This is a genomic window from Flavihumibacter solisilvae (assembly GCF_000814475.1).
GTDB lineage: Bacteria > Bacteroidota > Bacteroidia > Chitinophagales > Chitinophagaceae > Flavihumibacter > Flavihumibacter solisilvae.
In genome coordinates, this window is sequence record NZ_JSVC01000019.1 from 191,747 (window position 1) to 204,409 (window position 12,663).

Consider the following 12,663-nt stretch of genomic DNA (forward strand, 5'->3'; position numbering starts at 1 on the left):
AGCACAATGGACAAATTAATCACCGGGATCCATCATATCACCGCCATAGCATCCGACGCACAGAAGAATATCGATTTTTATGCAGGAATCCTTGGCACCAGGCTGGTAAAGAAAACTGTGAATTTCGATGCCCCGGAAGTATATCACCTGTATTACGGGGATGAGAAAGGCAACCCCGGCAGTATCATGACCTTCTTTCCTTACGCCGGCCTTGTAAATGGCCGGCACGGGAAGGGCATGCTCAACACTTCAACTTTCTCCGTGGCTACCTCTTCCCTGGACTTCTGGCTGGAGCGACTGAAGAAATACAATATCCCGTTTAAGCAGCCGGCAGAAAGGTTCGGCTCCGAAATGGTGGTATATTTTGAGGACATGGATGGGCTCGGACTTGAACTGGTATTCAATGATACTGACAACAGGATTGGTTACGCTACAAAAAATATTTCTGCCGAAAATGCCATAAAGGGTTTTTACAGTGCAGAGATCTGGGAAGAAGGTTATGAGCGGACGGCAGGATTGCTGACAGAGCAGCTGGATCATAAACTTATCGCAGAAAAGGGGAACAGGTTTCGCTTTGCAGCAAATGATTCGCCTGGCAACTATATTGACCTGCTTTGTTCACCTGATGCATTGAAGGGACTCGCAGGCAGTGGAACAGTCCATCACATTGCCTTCAGCACACCTGACAACCAATCGCAGCTCGAAGTGCGGAAACGTATCCTCCAGAGAATGCTAAACCCCACTCCTGTCCTTGACCGGAATTATTTTTCGTCCATCTATTTCCGTGAGCCCGGTGGTGTACTGTTCGAAGTAGCGACTGCAGTCCCCGGCTTTACGATCGATGAAGATCTCAACCAGCTTGGCGAATCACTCATGCTTCCCGAATGGTTTGAAAAAGACCGCAAACAAATTGAAAAGACACTCCCGCGCCTGTACTTCAACGCAGATAATTTTGCTTAAACCCCTTTTTATTTTAAATCATGCACAAGTTTAATTTATTCACAGCAGGAAAGAAACTGGAAGACGCTAAGAAAGTATTGATATTACTCCACGGACGCGGCGGCAGTGCGGAAGACATTATTTCGCTTAGTGGTTATCTCGATGTTGAAGAATACGCATTGCTTGCTCCGCAGGCAACCAATAATACCTGGTATCCATATTCCTTTATGGCGAAGCCAAATGAAAACGAACCGTGGTTAAGTTCTGCACTTGATATTGTGGGTGAAGCCGTTAAAGTGGCCACCAATGCAGGAATCCCGAAAGAACAGATCTATTTTGCCGGCTTTTCACAGGGCGCCTGTCTCACGCTTGAATATGTGACAAGGAATGCTGCGCAGTATGGCGGGGTTGCAGCATTTACCGGTGGATTGATCGGCGACAAAATTTACCGCGACAACTATACAGGCGACTTCAATGGAACAAAAGTGTTCATCGGCACCAGCAATCCTGATCCCCATGTTCCGGTCGAGCGCGTATATGCTACTGCCAATATTCTTAAAGAGATGAAAGCGGATGTTACGGAAAAGGTTTATGAGAATATGGGCCACACGATCAACCAGGATGAGATCAATACCGCCAACAGCCTGATCTTCGGAAACAATGTTTAACTATTTTTTATTAAGGTAGACCCGTTTACCTGTTTTTGCACTGCGAACGCCGGCATCCAGGATCTCCATTACGATCATGTTATTCTCCAGTGAAGAAAGATCGTTAGGCGGAAGCTTAGTGGCACCGCGCACCAGGTCAGCGAGCAATGTAAAGGGGTCGCGGTATTTAAGTGTATCGGCTGCTTTGTAGGCGAGTGATACCGTATCCTTACCAAGGCGCATGCGCATATCAACCCGGTTGTCGCTGAAAATATAACCGCCGACACCATACACTTCCATATCCTTGCGACTATAGGGCCAGTTCCATGATGCCTGGATCACGCCCTGCATTCCTGGATACTCGACAATAATAGTCGCCTCGTCATCCACCTTTGGATAAACATGCGGCTTGATCTGCTGGGTTACGGCAGTAACGGACAATGGGCGTTGTCCTTTGTTCAGCCAGGTGATCAGGTTGGCACCATAGCAGCCAAAATCCATGATGGCTCCGCCCCCGTTTTTCACCGGGTCAGTAAGCCAATCGAGGAACTCTTTATTTACACCAATTTCTTTCGGTCCTTCATGACCGTCATGCACCACAATTTTCCTTAACTCGCCGATCTCATTTTTTCCAACCATCTCAAACGCATGATGATTAGAAGGATACCAGGTGGTCTCATAATTTGTTATCAGGTGGATCTTATGTTTTTCGGCCAGTGTCTTCATTTTTTTCGCATGGTCAAGGCTTACTGCTAGCGGCTTCTCCACCATCACATGCACACCCTTTGGCGCACAGGCTTCCACTACTGCAAGGTGGTCGTAAATTGATCCGAATGCAGTAACCGCTTCCGGCTTCGTGCGGGCAATCATTTCTTCGACGGTGTTATAGACAATGTCCATGGAAAAGCCATAACGGGCAGCATATCGCCCAGCCAGTTCGCGGTTTGGCTCCGCTATACCCACAATGGCTATCTCACTGCCCGGATTACCGAGGATCCAGTGCACGTGACTGTGGGTCAGTCCGGCTATGCCAACCTTTACCTGACGGTTTGTCTGGGCCATTCCAACATTGTTAACAAAAAGGAAAAGCAGCGAAATCATGGCTATTGCTCTCATATTAAACAGTGGCTTTTAACGAATATTAACAATAATAAATTATAATTCGTGTAAATGGCTTTTTTGGGGGAAAATATGGTGGCATTTTTGTACTTATCAGTGCACTAAAGTTGAAATGAACCCATTATGAAAAAACTCTTGATTGCCCTGCTTACAGCAATTTCTTTTATACCTGCAATGTCGCAGGTATATAATACGTCGCACGACCTGCCATTCCAGGCCGGTGAGCGGATCGATTATACCGTGTTTTATAATGTGATCGGCCTGTATGTGAATGCCGGTTCTGCGAGCTTTACTACTTCGCGGACTATGTACAACGACCAGGATGTGTTCCATGTGGTTGGAGAAGGAAAAACCAACGCGCGGTACGACTGGATCTTTAAGGTTCGCGACCGTTACGAAACTTTTTTTCACGCGACCACGATGAAGCCGGTCAAGTTTATCCGCAACATTCATGAAGGTGGTTACAAGAAACAGGAAGAAGTGATCTTTGATCATCAATCACGCAAGGCCCATACCAAGAAGGGGAACTATGATATTCCCACCCAGGTGCAGGACGTGGTGAGCTCCATGTATTTTGCGCGTAACATCAACTACGACCTTTATAAGCCTGGTGACAAGATCCCGTTCAGTATGTTCCTTGATGATGAAGTGTATAACATCTACATCAAATACGAGGGCAAGGAAACTGTCAAAACCAAATATGGCAAGTTCCGCGCAATCAAGCTGAAGCCGCTGCTGCTGAAAGGTAACGTCTTTAAAGGCGGTGAGCAGATGACTGTTTGGGTAACGGACGATGAAAACCGGATCCCGGTTCGGATCGAAAGTCCCATTTCAGTAGGCAGTATCAAAGTTGACCTGAAAAAACACGAAAACTTAAAATACCCGTTAACAGCGATGGCCGAATAAGGCCATCGTTTTTTTAGTCTTCTTCGATCCTCCGCAGTCTTATATTCCTTACAGGCGCAACAATCAGCGGGAATTTTTCCACCGTAACATTACTGGCATCAAGCCCGAAACCTTTCTCTTCTGACAGGCTGATTTCTTTCAGCCAGAAATGGACCTTCATAATGATCCTTTCGCGCAACGGCAGTTCATTATCCTGGCTGAGGTATTTTTCCATAACGATAAATTCGAAGTCGCCGGCCACATTGTTTTTACCAAGACTGTCGTACCGGCTTGTTACGTTCACCTCCTTATTCTGAACCAGGTCTTCCACTACTTTCCTGAACAGCAGGTTGATCCGCGGTTGAACCCTGAAACCCAGCCGGAAATCGACCCGGATAATATCATTGGGGATAATGTGTGAAACCTGGTATTCTGAGGTATATGGGTCATCAAGCGTATCCACGTGAATCAGCCAGTAAATATCTGCCCGTTTAGGCTTCCTGTTCAGGATGGAGTAAATAATCTTGTGTTCAATTTCCTTGGGGTTATCGGCACTTGTCAGGTACACCAGGTGTGTGGCGTATTTCGGCACCGACCTGTCGTTGCTCAGTTCCTGGATCTGCGGAATATAGTGATCGAGCCGTACGAACTCCACGTACCTGTTCTTGATCTTGCGGGCCTTGAACCAGTTATACATGACCAGGAACAGTGCACCACCCACGAATAAAGTCACATAACCGCCATGCGTGAATTTTTGCATGTTAGCATACAGGAAGCTGAACTCTATGGTGAAATAAACAATGAGGTACAAATAGATGAGTACGGGCCTTGTCCGTCGCAGGACCAGGAAATTCGCAAACAGCATTGACGTGGCGATCATACACAACGTAATGGCCAGTCCATATGCCGCTTCCATATTTGCCGCTTTCTTGAAATACAGGGTTATACCCACACAGCCGATGTATAACATGATGTTAATGGCCGGGATAAAGAGTTGTCCACGTGCTTCTGTCGGGTAATTGATCTTAAGCTTTGGCCAGAGATTAAGCCGCATCGATTCGCTGATCAGTGTGAACGAGCCCGAGATCAAAGCCTGGCTTGCAATGATGGCTGCGGCAGTGGCGATGGCGATCCCGAAATACATGAACCAATCCGGCATTACGCCATAGAAAGGATTGAATCCCGACTCAATCATTTCGGAGGAGATTGGCTGACCATGGTAATGACTCAGCAACCAGGCTCCCTGCCCGAGGTAATTCAGGATCAGGCAGGTTTTTACGAAGATCCAGGAGTACCGGATATTCCATTTGCCGCAGTGGCCGAGATCGGAGTATAATGCCTCAGCTCCCGTTGTACACAGGAACACGCCTCCCAGTATATAAAATCCATGCGGGTAAGTGACCAGCAGGTTGATGGCATAATACGGGTTGAAGGCTTTGAATACGCTCCAGTCGTCGGAAATATGCACGACCCCAAGTACCGCAAGCATAATGAACCAGACAGTCATGACCGGCCCGAACGAACGGCCGATGAAAGCAGTACCAAACTGCTGGATGAAAAAAAGCAGCGACAGGATGCCGATAACTATATAAATGATCGTGGTCTGGCTGATATGAGAAATTGCGGGGATCTGCTTCAGGCCTTCTACGGCAGAGGTCACCGAAATAGGTGGTGTGATCATTCCGTCGGCAAGCAGCGCGGCACCACCGACCATAGCGGGGATCACCAGCCACTTCCTTCTCCTGCGAACCAGGGCGAAAAGCGAAAACACGCCACCTTCCCCTTTGTTATCGGCCTGCAGGGTCAGGATCACATATTTTACTGTAGTCTGCAGCGTGAGCGTCCAGATGATACAGGACAATGAACCTACTACCAGCTGTTCTGTTATCACTTTGCCGCTGGTGATGGCGTTCAGTACGTAAAGGGGGGAAGTTCCAATATCACCGAAAATAATTCCAAGCGCGATCAGGAGACCGGCAACACTTACTTTATTATGGGAAGACATGTAGCATTATCCATTTCAGAGCCCAAATGTAGAGCCGATAAACCGATCGGCGCATATTGACCGGCAGATTTGCAGAAATCTTTATAAAATCTTTATACCGTTTATTTTTGCTTTACCAATTCAATGCGGACACTACTCATTAACAGGATAAGCAGGCCGAAACAATTCCTGATCAGCGCGTTAACCATCACCTGCGTATCGGCAATCTGCTTTATGCTATCCGACTATATAGATTACCGGATGGTTGCCCTTGTATTGCTGCTTGCTGTATCATTAGTCGCCGTTACACTGGATATCCTTCCTGTGTTGCTTGCCGCAGCATTGAGTGCATTGATCTGGGACATGTTCTTTATTCCGCCGAGGTTCACCTTTCTCGTGAGCAATACGGATGACGGCATCCTGCTTGCCACTTATTTTATTATCTCGATGGTAAATGCAGTACTTACCTATAAGATCCGGGAGATCGACAAAGTCGCCAGGCAGAAAGAAGAGAAGGCAAATGCCATAAAATTATATAACACGTTGCTCAACTCTTTGTCGCACGAGCTACGTACGCCTATCGCGACGATCATCGGGGCAACTGATAACCTGCAGGCCAATAACACAAACCTTACTGCTGAACATAAATCGCAGCTGGTGGAAGAGATCTCGAAAGCTTCACTGCGACTGAACCAGCAGGTGGAAAACCTGTTGAACATGTCGAGGTTGGAAACCGGGATCCTCAAACCGCGGAAGGACTGGTGCGATATCAGTGAGCTTGTATACGACACGGTGGAAAGAATGGACGACAGGAAGAACCGGCAGCGCATTCACATCAATATTGACCCGGCGATCCCATTGTTCAGGACAGATAAAATGATGATTGAACAGATCCTCCAGAACTTATTGAACAATGCTGTGATCCATACCAGGGCAGGTACCAGGATTGATATTTCCGCGAGGAATCATGGCAACCTGCTCGAGATGGTGGTGGAAGACCAGGGCAGTGGAATCCCGGAATCTGAGGTGGGCCATGCCTTCGAAAAATTTTACCGGCTTGAACGGACCAAAGCGCCGGGCACCGGGCTGGGACTTTCTATTGTGAAGGGGTTCACAGAGGCATTGTCCGGGTCTGTGATACTGACCAACGTGGCACCGTCGGGAGCACAGTTCCGCGTCCAGATCCCGGCAGAAACATCGCGAATCAAAGCATATTCATGAACAGGGCAGAAATACTTGTAATAGATGATGAACCGCAGATCAGGAAACTGCTGGAGATCACTTTACAAAGCAACAACTATACATTTCGGGAAGCTGCGAATGCGCGTGAGGGAATGATCATGTCCGAAAATCATCCGCCTGACCTGATCATCCTGGATCTCGGTTTACCTGACAGGGAAGGGCATACTGTGCTGCAGGACCTGCGGCAATGGTACACGAACCCGGTCATCATCCTGTCTGTCCAGAAAAACGAGGAAGATATTATCCGCGCACTCGATAATGGTGCGAATGATTACCTGTCCAAACCCTTCCGCACGGGCGAACTGCTGGCGAGGATCCGTTCGGCCCTGCGGTCCGTAGCCACTGAAGACCCCGATACCATGCTCAATTTTGGCAACCTGCACATCAACCTGCAGGAACGTACAGTAAAAAAGAATAATGAGTTGGTTCGTTTAACCGGTACGGAGTACAGCCTGCTTGCACTATTTGCCCGAAATGAGGGCAAAGTACTTACGCATCAATATTTACTGCGATCTATCTGGGGACCAGGGTATATTCACCAATCGCAATATTTACGGGTATTTATTGCACAAATCCGCAAGAAGATTGAAGATGATCCCAACCGTCCAGAACACCTGCTTACTGAATCCGGTGTAGGATACCGCTTTGTTTAGGCCCCATTTAGATTTTCTTTAAGATTTGATGCAGAGATGTTAAACTATTATTAACGTCCTTTGCAGGAATGAAATTTAAATCTACACTGCTGTTACTCGCCGTAATATTTTCTGCGACGACAGTTATGGCACAGGTAACTGCAACGGATAGGATCAGCATCAGTGGTAAGGTGAAAGACACCAAGACCGGCAACGCAATTGAAGCCGCCACTATAACGGCGATGACCATCCGCTCCGAGAACGGGCAGAAAGATACGCTTTCCAATACAAGCATGTCAGATAAGACCGGTGCTTTTTCACTCTCTACAACAAAAGGCATTAACTATATTCTTATTATTTCCGCAGTTGGTTTTGAAACCTTTGAGCAACCGCTGTCTGCTCAACCCGGCGCTTCAACCATGAACGCGGGAATTATTTCACTCCGTACAGAAGCAGCCAACCTCGCGAATGTGATGGTTACCGCAAGAAAACCTGCGATGACCCTGGGTGTGGACCGCAGGATCTTCAATGCAGACGCTGCTGTTACTGCCAAGGGTGGCAATGCTGTGGACGTTATGAAAAATATTCCCTCTTTGTCAGTGGATGTAAACGGTGGCGTGCAACTGCGCAACGGAACACCACAGATCTTTGTAGATGGCCGTCCTACCATCCTTACGCTTGAACAGATTCCCGCTGACGATATTGAAAAGGTTGAAGTGATCACCAACCCTTCTGCCAAATATGATGCCGGAAGCACTGGAGGTATTATCAATATCATCATGAAGAAGAACAGGAAGGCAGGCTTCAATGGCGTTGCCAACCTGGGGATAGGCACACCTGAAATTTTAAATGGTGGACTGAGCCTTAACTTCCGCAAGAACAAAGTGAATTTCTTTGCAAGCGGCAACTACAACCGTGGTGGTGGCGTAGCAAAAAGCGAAGCTTACCGCGAAAACAAATCAAACGGAGTTATCACAGATTATTTCAAGCAGCAAAGTGAAGGAGACCGTACGCGCCGTTTTGTCTCCGCAAGATTCGGGCTGGACTATTTCTTTGATAACTTCAACAGCATCTCCATCAGCCAGGGATTTGTGAACGGACGATTCGGCCTGGATGAAGACCAGTACCAGCAATACCTCGACCAAAATGGCATGCTCACCAATACAGGACTGCGCAGGAACTTTGAGGAAGATGCATTTAACCGGTCAAGCACACAGATCAATTATCGCAAAACATTTGATAAAGCAGGTAAGGAATGGACCGTTGATTTCAATTTCAATGGTGGACACAATGGTGGCGATGCATTTATTTACAACCAGCGCTACCAGCCTGATGGCACCGCTTCCGGACCTGTGAGCCGCGTCGATAACTATTCCACCGGAAGCGGTAAGCAGTACACCTTCCAGACAGATTATGTAAACCCGATCTCAGAAAAGAGCAAGGTTGAATTTGGTGCGCGCAGTTTCCATTATGTGTCAGATGACAAACTGGATGTGTATGCTGTTGACAACAACGTCGCTACCAAGCTACCGTTAAGCAATAACTACAGGTTCCGTGAAATGGTAAATGCCGTGTATGGTAATTATTCCAATGAGTTGGGGAAACTGAAGTACCAGGCAGGTGTGAGACTGGAGCAAAGTTCATTTAATGGAGAACTGATCGACAGCTCACTGAAATTCGGTTACGATTACCCGTCGAAGGGTAATGATCTCTGGAACACATTCTTCCCGAGCCTTTACCTGACTTACCCGTTGAGTGACGGCAATGACCTGCAGATGAATTTTTCGCGCCGCATCCGCAGGCCCAATTTCTGGCAGATCAATCCATATGTAGACATTACTGACCCGATGAATATCCGCGTTGGTAACCCTGCATTGCGGCCCGAATTCACTAATTCGTTTGAACTGAATTATAATCGCACATTCTCAACCGGTAATGTTTTGGTATCTACTTATTTCCGGAACAACACCGACGACATTACGATGTACAGCGATACCATTTCTTCAAAACAGCTTGAGGACCTTCACAACGCAGCCATCGACCCGAATGCATTGCTGACCACGTTCATCAATGCAGACCGCACCAACCGTACGGGTATTGAAGTGACCTGGCAGCAGAAGATCGGAACTGCGTTCGATTTCACTCCCAACTTCAATGCGCAGTACCGCGATGTGAAAGCAACAGTCAACGGTATGGACCTGAGCAACCAGGGTTTCAACTGGAGCACCAAGCTTATGGCCAATTACCGGGTTACCGGTGTTCGCAGCAAATTCGCAAACAACTTCTCCTTCCAGCTTTCAGGCGAATATGAGTCGCCCCGCGTAATGCCGCAGGGCAAGCAGAAGGAACAGTACAATATGGATTTCGCCATCCGTAAAGATCTCTTCAAAGACAAGGCAGGAACCATCACTTTCAACATCAACGATGTATTCAATAGTCGTCGCTGGGGAAGCATTACCGACACGGAAAACTTTTACCAGGATAGCTATCGCCGCTGGAATGTGCGCAGTTTCCGCCTGACCTTCAGCTACCGCTTTGGTAAGCAATTTGAAATGTTCAAGCGGAAGGAAGGTGGAGAAGAAGAGCGGAGTTAATTTTTAAATACCTGTTTCTTTCGCCCCTGCCGCCCTGAGGATCCTGATGATCTCGTCATGTTGCTGCAGGGGCTCATTTTTTGCCGACCATAATGCCTGTCCAAGAACGGTACCGCCATAACAGTTTTCAATTTCAAGCGGTGCGCCTTTTTCCAACAGGAACCGAACCATTTCTGCCTGTCCACCGATCGCAGCCCAATGGAGTCCTGTCATGCCATTCGTGAGGGTGGAAAGGTCGAATCCATTTTCAACGAGAAAGCGGACGACATCCAGGTGTCCGAATTCGCAGGCCCAGTTAAAACCAGCATTCAGTTTTTCGCGCAGCGTTTCATCTTTCAGTGAGCCATCTTCATGTAACCATGATTTTAGTGCGTCAAGATCGCCGATCCCGGCAGTGCCTTCAAGATTTGTAGGAACGCCTTTTTTTGCCAACCATATTGCGGCCTTGCCCCTGCCATTAGCCAGGCAGGCAGTAATTAAATCCCCATCGTACCCCGGACTCACCGCAATAGCCGGGTCTGCCCCATAATCCATCAGCAGGTCAACCAGGGCTTCCTGCACTCCAGCATCGGCAGGGTGACAGCTTGTAGCGGCAAGGCCAAGTGTCGTGGAACCGCCATACATCTCTCCCACCGCATCTACTTCAGCACCGGCATCGAGCAGTATGCGGGTTATCTCGACAATATTTGGCGGCGTGAGCTGCCGGTAATCCTCAACACCGTTGGCTGCAGTATAGTGCAGCAGCATCGCATGATGATCGCGGTCAGATCGCGCTGTTATCAATGCAGGATGGTGATGCAGCAACTCTTTCAGTGTGGCCGCATCACCATTCACGATAGCATCAACTGCTTTTTCAAATTCGGCTTGCAACAATTTAAGTGCAGATTTTAATTTAAATTAGAAGAGATAAATCCGGCTCCGTAGCTCAGTTGGTAGAGCAGCTGACTCTTAATCAGCGGGTCTAGGGTTCGAGTCCCTACGGAGTCACAGAAACCACCCTATAAACTTGAGGATCAGGGCGCATCCGGGATCTCGGGCTCAACCAGTTTAGCCAGCTTTTCCAACGATTCCTGCCAGCCCAGGTAACACATTTCAACCGGTATCACAGCAGGAATTCCTTCCTGGGTAATTTTTATTTCTGTACCTGCAATTGTTTTCCGCAGGGAGACAGTGGTGAGCATTTCTCCCGGCAGGTTTGGATCGTCAAACTTATCCGTGTATTTCAAAAACTCATTGGGTTTAAGTTCCAGGAACTTTCCACCGAAGGAATGACTATTTCCTGTTGAGAAATTTGTGAATGACATCCTGTAAGAACCGCCTGTCTCCGCTTTCATTTCGTGCACGGTGCAAAGAAATCCATAGGGAGGTAACCAGGCCGCCATCGCAGTTGCATCAGTAAATGCGCGGTACAGTTTTTCCGGAGATGTTTTAATGACCCTGTGTAGTGAAACAGTATTGTTCGACATACGATTTATTTTATTCCTACTCATCTGGCTTTTCGGTTCCGCCCGTTTTTATCGTGGTTGCTGCTCCACTGTATCGGCAGTTCAAAGATGGTAAGAAGATTGAATTCGGACAGAGGCCAAATCCGGCATTTTAAAGGGCTGATTGCGACTATACATCCCGGAACCGTTCGATTACCAGTTTCATCTTGTCATAGTGGGATCCTTTCCAATAAACCCGAAGGCAATCTGAACAGGTGAAGAATTCATCAAAGTCCTGGCTCACCTGTAACGGAACTTTTCCTTCGACCTCTTCCCTCGTGGTTTCCATGATCAGGCCATTGCATTCAAGACAACGGCTGAATGGCCTGAACCTACCCGTTAACCCGAAATACTTAATCACCTCAGTTGTTTGTTCATAGGTATGCTGGGACCTCAGCCAATAACCGGACCTGATAACTTTATGCTTCAATAACAAAACGTCACGGGTAAGAATAATACGGTTTTCTGTTACCGCTATTTGCACAATTACTTTATCCTCATAATAATTTTGATAAAGGGTATCGAAACCGAGTAACCGAAGCATCCTGGCCAGGGAACCTAAATGCACATCCAATATAAACTTTATCGGCGTCCCATGCTTAACGGAAACCGGGTAAACTTCGATTGCATCCCCTTCATGCAGGTGATAGTCAAAATCAACAGCAATCTTATTAACGAGTATCACATCCACTTCCGGGTGCGGAACGCCCATCGATTCGATTGCATCCTTAACCGTTGGAGCGATATAAAACTCATACCTGATCACCGAGAACTTCCGCCGCCATGGCAGGAAATCATTGAGCGAATCGTGAAACCGGAAACTGGCTGACTTCATGGAAAGTCATGGTTTTATGGAAGATGTCCCACATTGTCAAGTTCCACCAACTGCGATCCGGGAATCTTCTTTTGCGTCTCTTTTCCCAACAACTGGTACTGCCCCATCTTATCCCTTATGGTCGTATCTTTTACCAGGTTTTTACCAATGGCGGTACGATCCCTCGTTCCAATGATAAGCAACACAGGCATTTTGCGAACCCTGAATTCATACACAACAGGCTGGGTAAAAATCATGTCTGAAGTCTGCGCATTATTCATTGCTACAACAGGATAACCTGGCGATCTGATTTCCGGGCAATT

General features: G+C 47.4%; 12 protein-coding genes and 1 tRNA gene. 7 read left to right on the plus strand and 6 right to left on the minus strand.

Annotated features, from left to right (window positions below):
* Positions 1-6: 6 nt before the first annotated feature.
* Positions 7-960, plus strand: coding sequence for a ring-cleaving dioxygenase (locus OI18_RS17255; protein ID WP_039142051.1), 954 nt, complete (start codon positions 7-9; stop codon positions 958-960).
* Between the two features lie 20 nt (positions 961-980).
* Positions 981-1,607 carry an alpha/beta hydrolase gene (locus OI18_RS17260; RefSeq protein ID WP_039142052.1) on the plus strand — a complete coding sequence of 209 codons (627 nt, stop codon included), beginning with the start codon at positions 981-983 and terminating at the stop codon, positions 1,605-1,607.
* Here the strand turns inward: OI18_RS17260 and OI18_RS17265 are convergent, their stop codons facing one another.
* The gene (locus OI18_RS17265) at positions 1,608-2,702 is read right to left on the minus strand and encodes a Gfo/Idh/MocA family protein (RefSeq protein WP_039142054.1); all 1,095 of its coding nucleotides are present in this window, start codon (positions 2,700-2,702) and stop codon (positions 1,608-1,610) included.
* A 126-nt stretch (positions 2,703-2,828) separates the two neighbouring features.
* On the opposite strand from OI18_RS17265, the gene OI18_RS17270 reads away from it, so the two are divergent.
* A complete protein-coding gene (locus OI18_RS17270; protein WP_039142056.1) occupies positions 2,829-3,611 on the plus strand; it encodes a DUF3108 domain-containing protein in 783 nt (260 codons plus the stop codon).
* Positions 3,612-3,624: 13 nt separating this feature from the next.
* On the opposite strand, the gene OI18_RS17275 is transcribed toward OI18_RS17270, so the two are convergent.
* Positions 3,625-5,595, minus strand: a complete 1,971-nt coding sequence (locus OI18_RS17275) for a KUP/HAK/KT family potassium transporter (RefSeq protein ID WP_039142059.1) — start codon at positions 5,593-5,595, stop codon at positions 3,625-3,627.
* Between the two features lie 123 nt (positions 5,596-5,718).
* Between OI18_RS17275 and OI18_RS17280 the strand changes: the two genes are divergently transcribed.
* The 3 genes from OI18_RS17280 to OI18_RS17290 all read left to right on the plus strand — a co-directional run bounded on the left by OI18_RS17280 (position 5,719) and on the right by OI18_RS17290 (position 10,042).
* Complete coding sequence (locus OI18_RS17280; RefSeq protein ID WP_072039036.1) at positions 5,719-6,795, plus strand: sensor histidine kinase; 1,077 nt, start codon at positions 5,719-5,721, stop codon at positions 6,793-6,795.
* Positions 6,792-7,469 (plus strand): response regulator, encoded by a 678-nt coding sequence (locus tag OI18_RS17285; protein WP_039142061.1) that lies wholly within the window; start codon positions 6,792-6,794, stop codon positions 7,467-7,469. The genes OI18_RS17280 and OI18_RS17285 overlap by 4 nt, the downstream gene beginning before the upstream one ends.
* 68 nt (positions 7,470-7,537) lie before the next feature.
* Positions 7,538-10,042, plus strand: a complete 2,505-nt coding sequence (locus tag OI18_RS17290; protein WP_039142062.1) for a TonB-dependent receptor — start codon at positions 7,538-7,540, stop codon at positions 10,040-10,042.
* A gap of 3 nt (positions 10,043-10,045) precedes the next feature.
* Here OI18_RS17290 and OI18_RS17295 read toward each other — a convergent pair whose 3' ends face one another.
* Positions 10,046-10,915 carry an ankyrin repeat domain-containing protein gene (locus tag OI18_RS17295; protein WP_052273330.1) on the minus strand — a complete coding sequence of 290 codons (870 nt, stop codon included), beginning with the start codon at positions 10,913-10,915 and terminating at the stop codon, positions 10,046-10,048.
* A gap of 41 nt (positions 10,916-10,956) precedes the next feature.
* Between OI18_RS17295 and OI18_RS17300 the strand changes: the two genes are divergently transcribed.
* A tRNA-Lys gene (locus OI18_RS17300) sits at positions 10,957-11,029 on the plus strand.
* Positions 11,030-11,055: 26 nt separating this feature from the next.
* Here the strand turns inward: OI18_RS17300 and OI18_RS17305 are convergent.
* The 3 genes from OI18_RS17305 to OI18_RS17315 form a co-directional block, all read right to left on the minus strand.
* Positions 11,056-11,508 (minus strand): SRPBCC family protein, encoded by a 453-nt coding sequence (locus OI18_RS17305; RefSeq protein ID WP_039142065.1) that lies wholly within the window; start codon positions 11,506-11,508, stop codon positions 11,056-11,058.
* A gap of 148 nt (positions 11,509-11,656) precedes the next feature.
* Complete coding sequence (locus tag OI18_RS17310) at positions 11,657-12,361, minus strand: Mut7-C RNAse domain-containing protein (protein ID WP_039142067.1); 705 nt, start codon at positions 12,359-12,361, stop codon at positions 11,657-11,659.
* Between the two features lie 14 nt (positions 12,362-12,375).
* Positions 12,376-12,621 carry an alpha/beta fold hydrolase gene (locus tag OI18_RS17315; protein ID WP_039142068.1) on the minus strand — a complete coding sequence of 82 codons (246 nt, stop codon included), beginning with the start codon at positions 12,619-12,621 and terminating at the stop codon, positions 12,376-12,378.
* Positions 12,622-12,663: the final 42 nt, after the last annotated feature.